Genomic DNA, 17,572 nt, shown 5'->3' with positions numbered 1-17,572 from the left:
TTAGTATTCGTTCTTTATACTTTTTTCCCCATCTCGTAGGCTTCGTGCATGGAAGGCTTGTCGTTTATCTCGCCTACCTTCCAGGCACCCACGCCATAAATGGTGCCGCATTCTTTGGGCTCTTCCAGGCAGTCGAGGAAGCCACGGAAACCATCAATGGTACGTTCCATCATGGGGACACTTTCTTCGGCGGCGGCGATGATGAAGTAGAACTCCTTGTTCTTTATTTCAAGGTAGCGTGCACAACAACGGTCAATCAGTGTCTTCATCTGCGCGCTCATGGTGTAGAAGTATACGGGAGTTGCCATGACGATGACGTCGGCGGCAATCATCTTTTCCACCACTTCGGCGGCATCGTCCTTTTGCGGGCAGGGTTTGCCGTACATGCTGCATATGCTGCATCCCGTGCAGTAGTTGATGTGCTTGTCTTTCAGGAAAATCTTTTCTACTTGATGTCCGGCTTCTGCGGCACCGCGCATGAATTCGTTGCACAAGAGGTCGGAGTTTCCATTCCTGCGGGGACTGGAGGAGAGGATTAATACTTTTTTGCTCATATTCGTTGTTCGTTAGTTAGTAAATGATTACGTGCTACAAAAATAGGCCGGTTTTATGAGAACGGCAGTATACAAATTACGGTTGTTGTTACCTAAATTACTGATTCATTCCAAAAGTATCTCCCGTTCGATGCCGGTGTCTTTCAGAAATTCCCGGTCGTGGCTGATGGCAATTACGGTGCCGGCGTAGTTGCGTATCGTTGCCGTTATTATTTCTATGCTCTCGATGTCCAGATTGTTGGTGGGTTCGTCCAAAATGAACATGTCCGGGGTGTTGTCGGCAATCATCAGGCAGCAGAAGGAAAGACGCATCTTTTCGCCGCCACTCAGTTTGCTGCACGGCTTGTTCCACACGTCGCGGGGAAAGAGATAGCGGTTGAGGATGGTTTTCACTTCATGTTCCGGCAGGTGGCGGTGGTTGAAGGCTTCTGCTTGTTGGAGTACGCTGCGCTCATTACGGACGAGGGAGTATTCCTGGTCCAGATAGACGGAGGTGAAGCCGGCACGCTCCATCACTCCGTCGGTGGGGTGCAATTCGCCCATGATGAGTTTCAGCAGGGTTGTTTTTCCACTGCCGTTTTTTCCTTTCAAGCTGAGGCGGTCGCCGCTTCTTAGCTGGAAGGTGAGAGGAGAAGCCCAGAGGCTCTTTGCAGTCGTCTCCGTGTGGGGTGTTTCTGTGGGGGAGGCTGTATGGTTGGGATAGTTGGGATAATGGAAGTTGACGTCCCTTGCCGTAACCAGAATCTTGCCCGTATGCAGATGGGAGGCGTTGAAGTCTGTTTTCAGCTTGTCCGTCTGCGACAGTGAACTTTTGATACCTGCCATTTCCGTCTGCAGCTTTTCCGCTTTCTCCGCATGTATGCTGCTGAGTCTGCTACTACTGTTTTCCGCATTGTTTTTCAGTCCTCCCATTAGGATGCGGGGAATCCCTTTTTTGATGGAGGCTTTTTCTCCCCGCACATTCTGTTTGGCTTTGCGCTCTTCTACTTCGCGTGCCACTTTGCGGGCAAGGCGCAGGGCTTTCTGTTTCTCTTCCAGTTGTTGGGTAAGGGCGTTCTGTTGCAGGGTCTTTTGTTCTTTGTAGAAGTCGTAGTTTCCGCTGTAATACGTCAAACCCTGGGAGGAGAGTTCGCAGATGGCAGGCAGCAGATTCAGTAGCGTGCGGTCGTGGCTGATGACGAGTACGGTGGCCGATGTTCGTCGTAGCAGGTTATGCAGACGTTCCCGTCCGTCCGCGTCCAGATGGTTGGTCGGTTCGTCCAGCAGGATGGCTGTCGGGTTGTGCAGCTCCATGCCTGCCAGGAAGATGCGGGTCTTTTCGCCGCCGCTTAGTCCTTCCATCGGGCGGGAAAGCGGGATGCCGCCCAGTCCCCAACTGTCGAGGGCGGCTTGGGCGCGCTCTTCCACGGTCCAGTCATCGTTGAGCGTATTGAAATGTGCTTCGGCAGCGTCACCGCTCAGGATGGCATGTAGGGCGGACAGCTTGTGGCTGATTCCCAAAGCTTGTGCTATCGTTTGCCGGTCGTATTGTCCGAAGTGCTGGGGCACGTAGTACAGATGTTCGGGGCGTAGCACCGTTCCCGAACTTGGTGACAAGTCTCCTGCCAAAATACGCATGAGGGTAGACTTGCCGCAACCGTTATTTCCGGTCAGGGCTATTTTATCTCCGGAGTTGATACTCAAGTGGATGTGTGAAAACAAGATTTCTTTATCCGTATGGATATAGCTAAGGTCTTTAATGATAAAGCTCATAAGTTTCTACTGTGTTTTTAGAAGTAAGAATGATAGGGGAGATGCAAGCATTCCCCGAAATTGAAATTCTCGAAGGGGAGAGGTACAGACAAACACAGTATTGGCTAAACATCTATATAGGTGATGCTCAGCGTTCAGTCTGAAAAAGCATGTTGATAGTGATGTTTACCGAAATGTGTTGTCTTTAGTCGGATATTCTCATCGGTGGAATTAATTGGTTAGTGGGTGCAAAGGTAATGATTTCCACTGAATAACAAAGGTTTTTGCGATATTAATATCGTGTCGTCAAGAAGTTAATATCGTGTTTGCAAGAAATTAATTTCCTGCAGACACGATGTTAATACTTTATTGGTTCTGTTACTTCATGGCCGAAGCATCGAACGAGAGTGGCAGTAATTCTCCCACATTCTTCAGCTCGTAGATTCCCTTTTTGCCATATAGCAACACCCTCATGGGATGCTTGAAGCGCTTCTCCGTTTCGAGCATCACTTGCCGGCAGGCGCCGCAGGGAGGGATGGGAGACTCCAGGAACTCGTTGTGCTCGTTGCGTGCGGCAATGGCGAGGGTGGTTACCGCCTGGTCGGGATGTTGGGAGTTGGCATAGAATAGGGTGGTGCGTTCTGCACACAGCCCGGAAGGGTAGGCGGCGTTTTCCTGGTTGGTGCCGGTCACTACAATACCGTTTGCCAGTCTGGCTGCAGCTCCTACCGAGAAGTGGGAGTAAGGGGCATAGCTGCGGTTGGTAGCCTCGCGGGCGGCATCCATCAGTTCGCGGTCGGCGGCATCCAGTTCTTCATAGTCGTATATCTTGACGGCGATTTCGATATTTAATTCTTTCATAAGGTAAAGGGTTATATTGTAATTAATGTTACAAAGATAGGAAAGAGATTGGTTATTTCAATTCTTTTACGGACTTTTGTGCAGAACTCAACATTTTAAGCATGAAACGGATTTTCAGACTGACTGCTATCATAGCATTTCTTTTAATTTCCATTACAACAGTGCAGGCACAACGCCGGAATGCTCGCTACAATGAGTATATCAAACAGTATGCCCCCCTTGCCGTGGAGCAGATGCAGCGTCATAAGATACCTGCCAGCATCACGCTGGCCCAAGGGCTGTTGGAGAGCGGTGCCGGATACAGCGCGCTGGCGCGCAAAAGCAACAACCACTTCGGCATCAAGTGCGGAGGTAACTGGCGCGGACGGACAGTGAGGCATGATGACGATGCCCGCAATGAATGTTTCCGCGCTTATCGCAATCCGAAAGACTCTTATGAAGACCATTCCGATTTCCTGAAACGGGGAGCACGTTATGCCTTTCTTTTCAAGCTGAAGATTACGGACTATAAGGGGTGGGCGCGCGGCTTGAAGAAAGCCGGCTACGCTACCGACCCGTCGTATGCCAACCGCCTGATAACCATCATCGAGGATTATGAACTGTATAAGTACGACAGTCGTGGCATGAGCAAGCGCGATGCCCGCAATTGGGAGAAGGAACTGAAAAAGAAGCCCTGGCTGGCCAATCCGCATCAGGTATACATTGCCAACGATATAGCTTATGTTGTGGCACGTGATGGAGACACCTTCAAGATCTTGGGCAAGGAGTTTGACATCAGCTGGAAGAAACTGGTGAAATACAACGACCTCCATAAAGAATACACACTGGAGGCGGGAGACATCATCTACTTGAAAGAAAAGCGTAAGAAAGCCGCTAAACCCCATACTGTCTACATTGTGAAGGATGGTGATTCCATGCACTCCATTTCCCAAAAGTACGGCATTCGTCTGAAGAACCTTTATAAGATGAATCGCAAGGATGCGGAATACGTGCCGGAGATTGGCGACCGTTTGAGATTAAGATAAAGAATCTATCCGAAAATGTACAGGGTGTCCGAAAACGGACACCCTTCTTTTTTGTCTTTTCGCTTACTTTCAGTGGGTTATGATTTTGGCATGAATTTAGTATATATTAAGCGTTATGTTCGCAAACAATAAAATTTAAAGATATGGATAGAGAAATTCCGAAAGAAGTGCGTAATAAAGAACGCAATAAGAAAATTATCCGCTACGGTGCTATCGGCGTGGCAGGTATCGTAGTGGTCAGTGTACTCATTTCATTGATGCGTGCGGGAGTGAAAGAGAAAGATCTTGTGTTCTCCAAAGTAGGCAAGGGCACGATTGAAGTCAGTGTCAGCGCCTCCGGCAAGGTGGTTCCGGCATTCGAGGAAATTATCAACTCGCCCATCAATACCCGCATTTTGGAGGTGTACAGAAAAGGTGGCGATAGTGTGGATGTCGGTACTCCTATCCTGAAACTGGACTTACAGAGTGCCGAAACCGACTACAAGAAGATGCTGGACGAAGAGCAGATGCGCAGCTACAAGCTAAAGCAGCTGAAACTTGACAATCAAACCAAGCTGACCGACCTTCAGATGAAAATCAAAGTCTCCGCCATGAAGCTTGACCGCATGAAGGTGGAGCTGCGCAACGAGCAGTACCTCGATAGCCTCGGTTCCGGCACCACCGACAAAGTGCGCCAAGCCGAACTGAGCTACAACGTTGCACAACTGGAATACGAGCAATTACAGCAGCAGTATGCCAACGAGAAGGAAGTGTTGGCTGCGGAATACCAAGTGCAGGAATTGGATTTCAGCATGTTCCAGAAGACACTGGCCGAAACCAAACGTACGCTCGATGACGCGCAGGTGCGTTCGCCCCGGAAGGCCATCCTTACTTATATCAACAATCAGATTGGAGCTCAGGTTCCTGAAGGGACCCAGATTGCCGTCATCTCCGACTTGAGCCACTTCAAGGTGGAAGGCGAGATTGCCGATACTTACGGTGACCGTGTGGCTGCCGGCGGCAAGGCCATTGTGAAGATTGGCAGCGAAAAGTTGGAAGGTTCCGTAAGCAGTGTTACTCCGCTTTCAAAGAATGGTGTAATATCCTTTACCGTGCAGTTGAATGAAGATAATAACCGCCGTCTCCGTTCCGGTCTGAAGACAGATGTGTACGTGATGAATGCGGTGAAGGAAGACGTGATGCGCATAGCCAATGCCAGCTATTATGTGGGACGTGGGGAGTATGAACTTTTTGTACGCAATTCCGATAAGGAAATCGTAAAGCGCAAGGTGCAGTTGGGCGATTCCAACTTTGAGTTTGTAGAAGTGGTCAGTGGCTTGCAACCGGGTGATGAAGTGGTGGTGAGTGATATGAGTAACTATAAGAACAAGAATAAGTTGAAATTGAAATGATAAAGTCTTACTTAAATAAGTCTGGGAACTGTTGAAGCAGAACAAACTGTGGCGCGCAGTATCAGTCGCATTCCACCTACGGAAGCCCTGCGTGACGGATAGATGAAAACGGACAAGGTGTTCATTTTCGGACACCTTACTGCATGTATAAATAGCAGATAATCAATAATAAACGATTTTGGTACAACTTTTGACCTCTTGAAGCAGAAATTGTGCGGAATAGAAACAGAACAGAATAATAACAATTAAATACTTACCATTATGATTAAGTTAACTGGCATCAACAAGATTTATCGTACAAACGAGATTGAAACCGTGGCATTGGAAAATGTAAACCTCGAAGTGAACAAGGGAGAATTTCTCAGTATCATGGGACCTTCCGGTTGCGGAAAATCTACGTTGCTGAACATTATGGGTTTACTGGATGCACCCACCAGCGGTACCATCGAAATAGCCGGTACGAAAGTGGACGGCATGAAGGACAAGGAGCTGGCTGCTTTCCGTAACCAGAAGCTGGGTTTTGTGTTTCAGTCTTTCCATCTGATTAACTCGCTGAATGTATTGGATAATGTGGAGCTGCCTTTGCTGTATAGAAAGGTGTCTGCCAAAGAACGCCGTCGTCTGGCGGAAGAGGTGTTGAAGAAGGTCGGTTTGAGCCACCGCATGCGCCACATGCCTACACAGCTCTCCGGTGGACAGTGCCAGCGTGTAGCCATTGCCCGCGCCATCATCGGCAATCCGGAGATAATCCTCGCCGATGAGCCTACCGGTAATTTGGACTCCAAAATGGGTGCCGAAGTCATGGAGCTGTTGCATCAGCTGAACAAGGAAGACGGACGTACCATTGTGATGGTGACTCACAATGAAGAGCAGGCCAAACAGACCTCGCGTACCATCCGCTTCTTCGACGGACGTCAGGTGGAATAATTACTGCTTAGAAACTATCAACTATTAATTATCAACTATCAATAAATGAAATGCAAACCGTAAGACAAGCTTTTACTATCTTGAAGCAGAATCCGCTGCTGAGTACAATTTCCATACTGGGTACGGCGTTTGCCATTACCATGATTATGGCTATTGTGATTATTTGGCAAACGAAGTATGCCGATTTGGAACCGGAAGTGAACCGTAGCCGGTGCCTTTACTTTTCTGCCATGCATATAAGCAGCAAGACAGAGGAGGGGGTACAAAACTATAATACTCCTTCACCGGCATTTATGAAAGAATGTATACAGCCGTTATCCGAAGTGGAAGCTTGTACTGCTTTTGTTCCGGCCAGTGCCGCTTTGGTGTCTCTTACAGATGGTAGCAACCGGGTAAAGGTGGATGCTATGCAGACCGATCAGGGCTTTTGGAAGGTATTCAGCCTGCAGTTCATGGCAGGACACGGTTTTGGCGAAGAGGATCGTGCAGGAGGTACAAAGGCTGTTGTGGTTTGTGCTTCTGTGGCACGGAAACTGTTTGGTACGACAGATGCGGTGGGACAGCAGTTATTGTTGAACCGCGAACCGGCGCGTGTGATAGGAGTGGTAAAGGATGTTTCTGTCACCGCAAAGGATGCTTACGCACAAGTATGGAGTATGTATCCGGCCGATAAGTTGGAAGTGACTTCGGTATGGAGTTATGGTGGTAGTGTTCATATTGCTGTGCTGGCACGTACATCCGACGATTTTCCGGCTATCAGTCAAGGTATTGCCAAACGGATAGAGGCTGTCAATGCAGGATTGGGAGATATGCAGATAGACATCATGGAGCAACCGGATGACATCGTGGCGCATGTGAACCATGTATGGGCTAACGTAGGACCGGATGTGACGATGCTATACCTGCAATATGCCATTGCATTGTTCATCATTCTGTTGGTGCCGTCGCTCAATTTGTGCGGGCTGAGTAACAGCCGGATGCAGCAGCGTACCTCGGAGCTTGGGGTACGTAAGGCCTTCGGAGGAACGCGCGGTGTACTGATACGCCAAATTCTGAATGAGAACCTGGTACTGACACTGCTTGGTGGTGTGGTAGGATTATTGTTCAGCTACGTAGCTGTATGGGGAATGCGTACCTGGCTTTTTACCAATAGCCAGAATGTCGGTACAGCCGGTGACTTTAGCTTGAGCATGGAGGCATTGTTCAGTCCCTGGGTATTTCTGCTGGCTTTTGCTTTCTGCGTGGTCATCAATACGCTTAGTGCCGGACTGCCTGCATGGATGGCAGCAAGACGGACAATTGTAGATTCACTGAACGATAAATAAAACAAGAAGTATTATGAAATTCATTTTACACAACTTACGCATGATATGGGCACGCCTGAGCAATAGTGGGTGGGTCTTGGCCGAACTTTTTTTGGTATTCATCGTGATGTGGTTTCTTTGCGACTCTCTGGGATGTATGAAATATACTTTCTATCGTCCGTTGGGATATGATATCGACCATGTTTATCGTCTTACTACGGTTCAGGGAGGCGAGAGTCGTGATACTGCATTGCTCGATGCCGACAAGTATCTGAATATCCTGAAAAGGCTGGAACAAGAACCGACTGTAGAGGCCGCTTCATTGAGTTATTGGAGTTTGCCTATGAGTGGCGCAAATAGTTATAACTCGCTGGCTGTACAAGATACCATCGGGCAGAACGGGCGTATGATTTATGCTACCGGTGGATATACCCGGGTTTTCCATATGCAGGAGGAACAAGGACGGACTTTTGCCGCTTTGCCTATCGGCATCAATAATGTGATGTTGAGTCAGGCTATTGCCGATGCCTTCAAGGAACGGCTACCGGAATTTTCACTCAACACACCGATGAAATGGCGTGGAGATACTGCGAATACTGTTACTCAAGGTGGCATTGTCGGCAGTTTCCGCGATTACCGCTATGGTAATGACGCTCATTGGATTTTTATGCGCCTGGGCGAGCAACTTATGCGTGAGGAATTCGGCAGTCAGCAGGCACAGATAGTTTTCCGTGTAAAGCCTGCAGCCGACGGACCGGACTATCGGGAACAATTTCTCCGCGAGATAGCACCGAGGCTGGATACGGACAATATATTTGTTGCCGATGCGGAACCTTACACGCAAATGCAGGCACAGTTTGAAGTGATGTATGGAGATACGGACAAAGTGAATAGTCAGACAATAGTGGTATTGTTCCTTTTGGGTAATGTCTTTTTGGGGCTGATAGGCACTTTCTGGGTTCGTACGCGCCGTCGTCGCTCGGAAATAGCCTTACGGTTGGCTATGGGTAGTACCAAGCATCAGGTTTTTTCCCTTCTTATGGGGGAGGGGTTACTGCTGTTGGCATTGGTTACTTTGCCTGCTATGCTGGTATGTTACAACGTAGGTGTCGGCGAATTCACCATTGGACGTACTGCATTGATTGCGACCTGGCCGGTAGAGTGGAGCATGATACGTTTCCTGATAGGCTCATTAGGTGCTTGGCTGTTGATAGCACTGATGGTGATGATGGGTATTTGGTATCCGGCCCGGCAAGCCATGAAGATAGAGCCGGCAGAGGCGTTACATGAAGAATAAGAAAATAATATCAACGATAAAAAAGAACGTATCATCTGTTTGTATCGAACACATCACTTGTTTGGGGCAAATATATCATCCGTTCGTACTAAATATATTATCTGTTTTTTGAGTAAGTAATCATCGTAATAAATAAGCAAGAATATGAAGACAAATATTATAGGTGTTATCATCGCATTGGCATTGGCATTTGCAGGCGTAATTTGTGCATGGGGACAAGATAACAAAGTGAGTGAAGTACGTAAGGTGGAGGCATTCTCATCCATCAGGATAACTTCTGTGGGTACGGTTTATTTCACACAGAGCGACAGTTACTCCCTACAGATTGAAGGACGGGAGAAGTACGTGAAGAATACGGAGAGCACAGTGAAGGATGGTCATCTCACCATCGGCTTCAAGGATAAGAAGGTGCGCAACCAAAATGACGGTGTTACCATCCGTCTCTCGGCTCCGGACTTAAAGATGGTGGAATTTATCGGTGTGGGTGAATTCAACTGTGAGGAACCCTTGAAACTGGATAAGCTGGAGTTTGAAGTGAAAGGCGTGGGTGATGTACATGTGAAGGATTTGACTTGCCGTGACCTGAGGGTGGCTTTACGTGGTGTGGGCAGTGCCGACATCCATGTAGTTTGCGATTATCTCTCTGCCAAAGTAGGTGGAGTCGGTGAAATTACTTTGAGTGGAACTGCCGGGCATGCTGACATTTCTAAAGGAGGCATAGGCGAGGTAAATACTGATAATTTGAAAATAGGCCGTTGAGATGATAAAGCAATTTTTCACACAAGCTTGGGCACAGTTGCGGCAGCAACCGATGATTAGTGCCGTCACCATAGCCGGTACGGCACTTGCCATCTTCCTCATCATGCTGGTGGTGATGATGCAGCAGGTGAAGGTGGCCCCGTTTGCCCCTGAAAGTAACCGTGACCGCTTTCTGCACGCCCATTATATGAGCATTACCAACAAGAGTTGGGGCGATGGAACCAGCAACGGACCGATGGGTATAAAGACGGCGCTCGAGTGCTTTAAATCGCTGAAGACACCGGAAACGGTAACGATTTATACCTGCATGGTGGTTTCTACCCCCGTGAATCTGCCGGGACAACCTGCAACGGGTATCGATTTGTTGCAGACAGATGATACCTTTTGGCATGTATTCGATTTTTCGTTTGTTGCAGGAAAGGCCTATGACCGGGCTACGTTCGACGCCGGACTGCCCGTGGCAGTGATTACGGAAAGTGTGGCGCGCCGGCTATTCCAGACAACGGAGGCCGTGGGCCGTGAATTCCTCTTGAACCATGCTCCTTATACAGTGGCCGGCGTAGTGAAGGATGTTTCTACTTTAGCCAACACAGCTTACGCGCAGGTATGGGTACCCTATACCTCTACTGAGATAACGAAGGATACCTGGAGCGACGAACACATGGGGATGATGAGCGTCACCATCCTGGCAAAAAGCCGCGAAGATTTTCCAGCCATCCGCGAGGAAACGGAGCGCCGCCGTCAGGAGTACAACACGATAATCGGTGAGAACGGTTATTCGTTGATTTACCGCAACCGTCCCTACGACCAGGAGAAGAGTGCCGCGGGCATGGCTGCCAACATCGAACCGGACGTGGACCAGGCGCGCAGACAGCGCCTCATTATCTTCATCATCCTACTGATTGTTCCTGCCATCAACCTCAGCTCGATGACACAGAGCCGTTTGCGCCAGCGTGTGGCTGAGATCGGTGTACGCCGGGCATTCGGTTCAACAAGACTGGAACTGATGAGGCAAATCATTGCAGAGAATTTGGTGGTGACACTGTTGGCAGGGATTCTGGGATTGTTACTGAGCGTCGTGTTTGCTTATTTGGGAAATACCCTGCTGTTTGCCCAGGAATTCAGCCAGACGCTGAGCCCTCCCGCCGTGGATGCAAGTATATTGCTGCATGGCTCTACTTTTGGCTGGGCACTGCTGTTCTGCTTTGTGCTGAACTTATTGAGTTCCGGTATTCCCGCATGGCGTGCATCGAGGGTAGGCATTGTAAATGCATTGGGTGGACGCTTGCATAAATAATCCCGTGTCACTAAACATTAATCGCTGAAGAAAATGACTAAGAAACTTCTTATACAGATAAAGAATGAATGGCTCTCAAACCTATGGTTGGTGCTGGAGCTGCTGGTGGTGAGCGTAGTGATGTGGTACGTGGTGGACTATCTCTATACTCGCGCCGCTACCTACCTGGAGCCGAAAGGCTTTGATATCGAGCATTGTTACCTCATCGAGTTGGGTGAACTGACACCCAAAAGCCCCGACTACATAGCCGGGCATACCTCTCAGCAGACCCACGATGACATAGCCAAGTTGCTGGAGCGTCTGCGCCACCGGCCAGAGATAGAGGCGGTGAGCCTTTCACAGAATTCGTACCCTTACAATGGAAGCAATTCAAGCGCTGAAGTGAGCTACGATACGTTGCGTTCTCCCGGTTGGACTATCCGGAGGTTGGTGACACCGGATTTTCCCCGTGTATTTCGCTATCGGGGCACGCGTGGCGAGACACCCGAACAATTGGCTGAAATGTTGGAACGCGGGGATTTCATGGCTTCGGACAACCTTTTTAGTAAGTATGACCGTAGGATGACCGACTTTGTGGGCCAGCGGTTCCATCTCTTTGGGGACACAACGAAGACCTACCGGCTGGGTGCCGCATTGCAAGATGTACGCTATCACGATTACGACCAGGCACGAAGCTCATATTCCATGATGGTGAAGCAGAATTTCTACTATGTCGGTCTCGAACTTTGTGTCCGTGTCCGTGAAGGGCAGGACAATGACTTCATTGAGAGGTTGAAGGCAGACAGTGAGAGCCAGTTTCGCGTAGGTAACATCTTCATTTCGGAGATACGTTCTTTCAAGGACATCCGCCGCAACTTCCAGCAGGCATGGACCAATGATATCCGTAACTATGTGATGGGTATGGGATTCCTGCTGCTGAACATCTTCCTCGGCTTGCTCGGAACATTCTGGTTCCGTACGCAGCAACGCCGTTCGGAAATAGCGCTGCACAAAGCGCATGGAGCGACAGACCGTGCCATCTTCAGCCGGCTGCTTAGTGAAGGGATATTATTGTTGGCAATTGTCACTCCTGTTGCATTGCTCATCGACTATAATCTGGCGAATCTGGAATTGAACTCCTGGAGGAACGGTACGACATTGGAGTGGGGCCGTCTGCTGCTCTGTGCCGCGATCAGCTTTGTGTTGATAGCCCTCATGATTATTATCGGCATCGGCATCCCCGCCCGCAAGGCGATGAAGGTACAGCCCGCCGAAGCTCTGCACGACGAATAATTTAATTTTCAATTTTTAATTATTTATGATACGTCTCTACTTTCAGCAAGCTTTCTACCATTTGCGGGAGAATCCCATTATCACTTGGGTGTCCGTGATAGGTACCGCTCTTGCCATTTGCATGATTATGGTGCTTGTCATCACCCTGCAAGTACGTATGGTAGATTGTGAGCCGGAGATAAACCGCTCGCGTTCGCTTTATGTTTCTACCATGGCAGTAAGGTATAAAGGAACTGACCATGGGGCATATGGGCACATGTCTGTACAGACGGGTAAGGGATGTTTTAAACAGCTTTCTACGGCAGAGGCCGTCACGCTTATATCTTTACCGGAAAAAGTGCGTGTGTCGTTGCCCGCTGGAGCAAAGCTGACAGCGGATATGGTGCAGACGGACGAACAGTTCTGGCACATCTTCCGTTTCCGTTTTTTGAGTGGTAAAGGTTTCAGCAAGGCAGACAGCGATGCCGGAATACCTTGTGCCGTTATCTCGGCTACCGTGGCGCGTCGGTTGTTCGGCACTACGGAGGCAACGGGGCAGACATTGCAACTGAATCATGTGGATTACCGGGTTTCAGGTGTCGTGGCCGATGTTTCCATGCTTGCCACTTCAGCATACGGGCAAGTGTGGGTACCTTATAATTCGACCGATGCTGCCGGTTTTGCCTGGTGGGAAAATACGATGGGGCAGATGAAGGCTGTGATATTAGCACATTCGTCGGCCGATTTTCCGGCTATTCGTGAAGAGGCGGAGAGATTGCGCCTTGCGTATAACGCCGGTCTATCCGAAGCGGAAACCTTTTATCGTGACCAACCCGATGGGGTGTTTGCCAATCTGTATCGTAAATGGGACCATTTGCCGGATATGAAGGGAATTGTTTTGCGTTACGCGCTTGTCATCACCATCTTGCTACTGGTGCCTGCCATCAACCTTTCTTCCATGACCCTCTCGCGGATGCGGAAGCGTATGAGTGAAATCGGGGTACGCAAAGCTTTCGGCGCTACGGGTAGTGAACTGGTAAGACAGGTGTTTTTCGAAAACCTGCTGCTCTCTCTGTTGGCGGGTATGCTGGGGCTGGCTTTGAGTTACGGTGCTACTTTTTTATTGAACGGCTTCCTCTTTGGCAATAGCGCCAATGCCTATTTAAATGGAGACACTTCACTGACACCTGGCATGTTACTTTCTCCATGGGCTTTTCTGTCGGCTTTCGGTTTCTGTTTGCTGATGAATTTGCTTTCAGCCGGTATCCCGGCATGGAGGGCTTCGAGGATGAATATAGTGGATGCAATCAATCAGAGGGGGGAATGACATATGAAGAATATATTGGTTCAGATTAAGAATGAATGGCGTTCCAGCCTTTTCCTTTTTACGGAACTGCTGCTGGTCTTTGTGGTGCTTTGGTACATTGTGGACTGGACACTGGTTACTCTTCGTGTTTACAATGCCCCGATGGGTTTTGATACGGAACATTGCTATAATATTGCAGTCAGTAAGCTTACTCTCAAGTCTACTGCTTATAATTTCGATTTGACCAAGGACGATGATATGCGGCATCTTGTGGAACTTGCCGAACGTTTGAGGCATCGTCCAGGTGTGGAAGCTGTGGCACTTTCTCAGAATTGCTTTCCTTATAATGACGGTAGCAACGGTCTCAATCTGGGGCTGGATACTATATCGGAGAATGTTCATCTGCTTTGGGTGGAACCTGATTTTTTCCGTGTGTTCCGTTATGGTAGCTCGGATGAGGAGATGTTGACCCACATGGCCGCTGCCATACGGGATGACCATATGGTCGTTTCTTCCAATCTTTTTGCAGCCTATCCTGAATTGCACCTGAACAATGCAGCTTCTTTACAAGACCGTGAACTTACACTGTTGAATTTCGGTAGTGATGAACGGTGCCGCGTAGGGGCTGTCGGCACACCCGTACGTTGGTCGCACTTCTATACTTCTTCAGAGTGGGGAGGTACTTATGCAGCTTTGCATCTTAACCTTGACAGACTGAAAGAATATGGAAATCCACGATACATCACTCTCAGTCTTCGTGTCCGTCCTGATGCCGATTCCGGCTTTATGGAGAAGCTTATGGAGGATGCTGACCGCCTCTATCAAGTAGGGAATCTCTATCTGCTCGATGTAACTTCTTTCAAGGATTTGCGCGAGATATGCGAACGTGAGGACATGAATGAAGCCAAAACCCAGCTTTGTGTGCTCGGCTTTCTGTTGATGAATATTTTTCTGGGCGTTATCGGCACTTTCTGGTTCCGTACACAGCAGCGTCGCCGTGAAGTGGCACTCCGTATGGCTATGGGAAGTTCGCGTCAAGGTGTCTTCCTCCGTCTGATGTCGGAGGGTATATTGCTGCTTACCCTTGCAGCCGTTCCTGCCGTCATTATTGCCTTCAATGTGGGAATGGCGGAGTTGGTGGATGTTGAGAAACTTCCTTTCGGCGGAGGGCGTTTTCTGGCAGCTGTTGTGGCAACCTGGTCGCTTATGGCTGTCATGATTGTTGCAGGTATTTGGTATCCGGCAAGAGGTGCCATGAAGGTGCAGCCTGCCGAAGCATTACATGATGAATAGAAAGTTATGAAACAAATTTTAGCTCTTATTCGCCAGAATCCCTTTTTCAGTGCTGTTTCCGTCATCGGTACGGCAGTGAGCATCACCTTTGTCATGGTCATTTACATGGTGTATGACATCCAGACGGCTGACTTGGCTCCTGAGTCGCACCGCAGTAGTATGGTATGTTCTTCTTATGGATATTCTTACCGTAAGTCCGACCGCAGCAATTCCAATACGGGTATGTCTTATCGGGCTGTCAACGCTATTTTTAAGGAACTTCCGGGAGCAGAACTTGTCACCTATCTGGGACCTACCTATCTTAGATACTGTGGGGAGTCGCCAGCGCGGGGAATGCGCCGCACGGTTCGTCAGGTGGATTTGAACTATTGGCGTGTCTACGACATCCCTCTTGTGGCAGGTCGTCTTTTCAGTACCGAAGAGTTCGATGCTTGCCGGGATGTTGTGGTTATAGGTGAACAGCTTGCCCGCGAAGCTTTCGGGTCTGCCGAAGCAGCCATTGGCAAGAATTATTTTGTTAACTTTCGCCCTAAACGCATTGTGGGGGTCACCAAAGATGTGAGCTCTCTGTTCACATTTGCCTATGGAGAGTTGTGGATGCCTTATTCCACCCGGAATTCCGATTTGGGCAGTGAAGGGCTACGGGGAGATTTCGAGGCTGTGGCCCTTGTCAGGCCCGGTGTCGGTAGAGAGGAGCTCAAGCGGCAGATAGAACAGTCGCTTGCCCGCTTCAACGAGACACTGACTGAGTATAAACTGGAACTTCCCGATCTCAGCACTTATACGGAACGGCAGTTCTTCCGTAATGATACGATGAGCCCTGCCGTAACCTGCATAATTCTGGGTCTGATATTACTGATTGTACCTGCTATCAATGTCAGCGGACTTATATCTTCGCAAATGTCCCGTCGCATGGCTGAGCTTGCGGTAAGGAAAGCATACGGTGCCAGCCGTTCTACTTTAATGGTGCAGTTGCTCCGTGAGAATCTGGCTTTGGCATTTGCCGGCGCATTGCTCGGTTTTCTCTTTTCATGCATATTCCTATGGCTGGGTAAGGATTGGATGCTTGGCTATGGCGCTCCCGGAACGAATTTTGATGTAAGTGTCTGGCTTTTCTTCCGTCCCACGGTTTTCGTGGCTGTATTGGTGGTGTGCCTGTTGTTCAACCTGCTTTCTGTGTTTATTCCGGCCTGGCATGCCACCCGCCGTCCCATAGCCGAGGTTCTTGGTGGAGAATGAACGGATAAACGAATCCCAATTAAAAAAACAGTAACGAGTATGATACATTCTATTTTACATCAGATATGGAACCAGCGCCGCAGTAATGGCTGGCTGTTTGCCGAGCTGTTGATTGTATTTACATTGATGTGGTATTGTGTGGATGTGCTCTATGGCTTTACCCATGCAGAACGGCAGCCTAAGGGGTATGATTTGGAGCATGTCTATAAGATAAGGATTTCCTGCAACCCCACACAGATAGTACCGTGCACATCGGAAGACAGTCTGCAGACCTTCTGGTTCAAACCGATGGAGGAGGTGCTCCGGCGTATCAGGCAATATCCTGCTGTGGAGAGTGCGGCCATGTGGTTGGGTACCGATACCTATACCCGCGGGCGTGTTTACCAGGGGTATACGACGGACAGCGTACATGTTGTCGAGACTACAGTACGCTATGTGTCTCCAGAATATTTCGACGTCATGCGCATTCCGTTGTTGCAGGGGAATGTCGTAGACTGGAATTCCACTGCCAGTCCTTTGCCTGCCGTGGTGACCTGTGATCTGGCAGACAGCCTTTTTCAGACAAGTACTGGGGCGGTGGGCCGCGAGTTCCTGGATTATTACAGCGGAGGTCTCCGTTACCGTGTCTCTGCAGTCTGTGCCTTGCAGAAGACGGATGATTACGCCCGTTACGGACCTTTTGTTCTGACTCCTTTCCCTGGTTGGTTCTATGAGGCCCAGTACCTTCCGTTCATCTCCCTACGGATACGTCCGGAGGCAGATACGGATAATTTTGCAGCCTGTTTCTATCAGGATATGACGTCGCAGCTGCAGGTCGCTCCATTCTATCTTTTCGACATACAGAGCTATAAGGACCAGAAGATAGAACGGGATGCTGCCGAAGGAATCACCCCATATATCCGTAGTGCAAGGCTCATTGTGATATTCTTCGTTTTCAATGTATTCATTGGGCTGATGGGAACTTTCTGGTTCCGTACCCGCCATCGTCGCAGCGAGATTGCCTTGCGCATGGCCATGGGCAGCAGCCGTGGAAGGATACGTTGGCAATTGCTGGGTGAAGGGTTGCTGCTGTTGGCGCTTGCTTCTATCCCGGCTTTGATAATATGTATTAACATGGTTATGGCAGATGTCACTTTTACAGAAGCCACGGATGCCACTTGGGGGAGATTTGTCATATGCGTTTCTATTGTCTGGGTATTGATGGCACTAATGGTGATTGCAGGAATCTGGTATCCGGCTTCACGGGCCATGGAGGTGCAGCCTGCCGAAGCATTGCATGATGAATGAGTTTTTTTTGAGTAATCTGTACTCATTCTCAATATAACTTGTATATTTGC

15 protein-coding genes are annotated in these 17,572 nt (G+C 49.0%); 12 read left to right on the top strand and 3 right to left on the bottom strand.

Going from position 1 to position 17,572, the window contains the following annotated elements:
- Positions 1-14: 14 nt before the first annotated feature.
- From H1A11_RS08415 to cdd, 3 genes are all read right to left on the bottom strand, one after another.
- Positions 15-554, bottom strand: a complete 540-nt coding sequence (locus tag H1A11_RS08415; RefSeq protein ID WP_131225292.1) for a flavodoxin family protein — start codon at positions 552-554, stop codon at positions 15-17.
- Positions 555-659: 105 nt separating this feature from the next.
- Positions 660-2,306 carry an ABC-F family ATP-binding cassette domain-containing protein gene (locus H1A11_RS08410; RefSeq protein WP_181758013.1) on the bottom strand — a complete coding sequence of 549 codons (1,647 nt, stop codon included), beginning with the start codon at positions 2,304-2,306 and terminating at the stop codon, positions 660-662.
- 357 nt (positions 2,307-2,663) lie between these two features.
- Positions 2,664-3,146, bottom strand: coding sequence for a cytidine deaminase (gene cdd / locus H1A11_RS08405; RefSeq protein WP_005831168.1), 483 nt, complete (start codon positions 3,144-3,146; stop codon positions 2,664-2,666).
- A 101-nt stretch (positions 3,147-3,247) separates the two neighbouring features.
- Between cdd and H1A11_RS08400 the strand changes: the two genes are divergently transcribed.
- The 12 genes from H1A11_RS08400 (at position 3,248) to H1A11_RS08345 (ending at position 17,522) form a co-directional block, all read left to right on the top strand.
- Positions 3,248-4,171 carry a glucosaminidase domain-containing protein gene (locus H1A11_RS08400; protein ID WP_174646909.1) on the top strand — a complete coding sequence of 308 codons (924 nt, stop codon included), beginning with the start codon at positions 3,248-3,250 and terminating at the stop codon, positions 4,169-4,171.
- Positions 4,172-4,314: 143 nt separating this feature from the next.
- Positions 4,315-5,562, top strand: coding sequence for an efflux RND transporter periplasmic adaptor subunit (locus H1A11_RS08395; protein WP_117601250.1), 1,248 nt, complete (start codon positions 4,315-4,317; stop codon positions 5,560-5,562).
- Between the two features lie 261 nt (positions 5,563-5,823).
- Entirely contained in the window at positions 5,824-6,489 is a 666-nt protein-coding gene (locus H1A11_RS08390; protein WP_117601249.1) for an ABC transporter ATP-binding protein, read from the top strand.
- Between the two features lie 50 nt (positions 6,490-6,539).
- Positions 6,540-7,814, top strand: coding sequence for an ABC transporter permease (locus H1A11_RS08385; RefSeq protein WP_117601248.1), 1,275 nt, complete (start codon positions 6,540-6,542; stop codon positions 7,812-7,814).
- A gap of 13 nt (positions 7,815-7,827) precedes the next feature.
- The gene (locus H1A11_RS08380) at positions 7,828-9,090 is read left to right on the top strand and encodes an FtsX-like permease family protein (protein ID WP_174646908.1); all 1,263 of its coding nucleotides are present in this window, start codon (positions 7,828-7,830) and stop codon (positions 9,088-9,090) included.
- 144 nt (positions 9,091-9,234) lie between these two features.
- Positions 9,235-9,849, top strand: a complete 615-nt coding sequence (locus H1A11_RS08375) for a GIN domain-containing protein (protein WP_117601246.1) — start codon at positions 9,235-9,237, stop codon at positions 9,847-9,849.
- A gap of 1 nt (position 9,850) precedes the next feature.
- The gene (locus tag H1A11_RS08370) at positions 9,851-11,146 is read left to right on the top strand and encodes an ABC transporter permease (protein ID WP_181758012.1); all 1,296 of its coding nucleotides are present in this window, start codon (positions 9,851-9,853) and stop codon (positions 11,144-11,146) included.
- Between the two features lie 33 nt (positions 11,147-11,179).
- Complete coding sequence (locus H1A11_RS08365) at positions 11,180-12,418, top strand: ABC transporter permease (protein ID WP_119962129.1); 1,239 nt, start codon at positions 11,180-11,182, stop codon at positions 12,416-12,418.
- Between the two features lie 25 nt (positions 12,419-12,443).
- Positions 12,444-13,724, top strand: a complete 1,281-nt coding sequence (locus tag H1A11_RS08360) for an ABC transporter permease (protein WP_119962128.1) — start codon at positions 12,444-12,446, stop codon at positions 13,722-13,724.
- 3 nt (positions 13,725-13,727) lie between these two features.
- Positions 13,728-14,996 (top strand): ABC transporter permease, encoded by a 1,269-nt coding sequence (locus tag H1A11_RS08355; RefSeq protein ID WP_117601242.1) that lies wholly within the window; start codon positions 13,728-13,730, stop codon positions 14,994-14,996.
- A 6-nt stretch (positions 14,997-15,002) separates the two neighbouring features.
- Positions 15,003-16,235, top strand: a complete 1,233-nt coding sequence (locus H1A11_RS08350) for an ABC transporter permease (protein WP_181758011.1) — start codon at positions 15,003-15,005, stop codon at positions 16,233-16,235.
- Positions 16,236-16,274: 39 nt separating this feature from the next.
- Entirely contained in the window at positions 16,275-17,522 is a 1,248-nt protein-coding gene (locus H1A11_RS08345) for an ABC transporter permease (protein ID WP_117601240.1), read from the top strand.
- Positions 17,523-17,572 lie beyond the last annotated feature (50 nt).

Source organism: Bacteroides sp. CACC 737, assembly GCF_013874375.1.
Classification (GTDB): Bacteria; Bacteroidota; Bacteroidia; order Bacteroidales; family Bacteroidaceae; genus Bacteroides; species Bacteroides uniformis.
Note: the sequence above shows the minus strand (reverse complement) of the source record. Positions and strands in the feature narration are given on the sequence as shown.

Bases quoted from the DNA above. Each gene is read 5' to 3' on its own strand.
- H1A11_RS08415 (WP_131225292.1), bottom strand. From the start codon at position 554: ATGAGCAAAAAAGTATTAATCCTCTCCTCCAGTCCCCGCAGGAATGGA.
- H1A11_RS08410 (WP_181758013.1), bottom strand. From the start codon at position 2,306: ATGAGCTTTATCATTAAAGACCTTAGCTATATCCATACGGATAAAGAA.
- cdd (WP_005831168.1), bottom strand. From the start codon at position 3,146: ATGAAAGAATTAAATATCGAAATCGCCGTCAAGATATACGACTATGAA.
- H1A11_RS08400 (WP_174646909.1), top strand. From the start codon at position 3,248: ATGAAACGGATTTTCAGACTGACTGCTATCATAGCATTTCTTTTAATT.
- H1A11_RS08395 (WP_117601250.1), top strand. From the start codon at position 4,315: ATGGATAGAGAAATTCCGAAAGAAGTGCGTAATAAAGAACGCAATAAG.
- H1A11_RS08390 (WP_117601249.1), top strand. From the start codon at position 5,824: ATGATTAAGTTAACTGGCATCAACAAGATTTATCGTACAAACGAGATT.
- H1A11_RS08385 (WP_117601248.1), top strand. From the start codon at position 6,540: ATGCAAACCGTAAGACAAGCTTTTACTATCTTGAAGCAGAATCCGCTG.
- H1A11_RS08380 (WP_174646908.1), top strand. From the start codon at position 7,828: ATGAAATTCATTTTACACAACTTACGCATGATATGGGCACGCCTGAGC.
- H1A11_RS08375 (WP_117601246.1), top strand. From the start codon at position 9,235: ATGAAGACAAATATTATAGGTGTTATCATCGCATTGGCATTGGCATTT.
- H1A11_RS08370 (WP_181758012.1), top strand. From the start codon at position 9,851: ATGATAAAGCAATTTTTCACACAAGCTTGGGCACAGTTGCGGCAGCAA.
- H1A11_RS08365 (WP_119962129.1), top strand. From the start codon at position 11,180: ATGACTAAGAAACTTCTTATACAGATAAAGAATGAATGGCTCTCAAAC.
- H1A11_RS08360 (WP_119962128.1), top strand. From the start codon at position 12,444: ATGATACGTCTCTACTTTCAGCAAGCTTTCTACCATTTGCGGGAGAAT.
- H1A11_RS08355 (WP_117601242.1), top strand. From the start codon at position 13,728: ATGAAGAATATATTGGTTCAGATTAAGAATGAATGGCGTTCCAGCCTT.
- H1A11_RS08350 (WP_181758011.1), top strand. From the start codon at position 15,003: ATGAAACAAATTTTAGCTCTTATTCGCCAGAATCCCTTTTTCAGTGCT.
- H1A11_RS08345 (WP_117601240.1), top strand. From the start codon at position 16,275: ATGATACATTCTATTTTACATCAGATATGGAACCAGCGCCGCAGTAAT.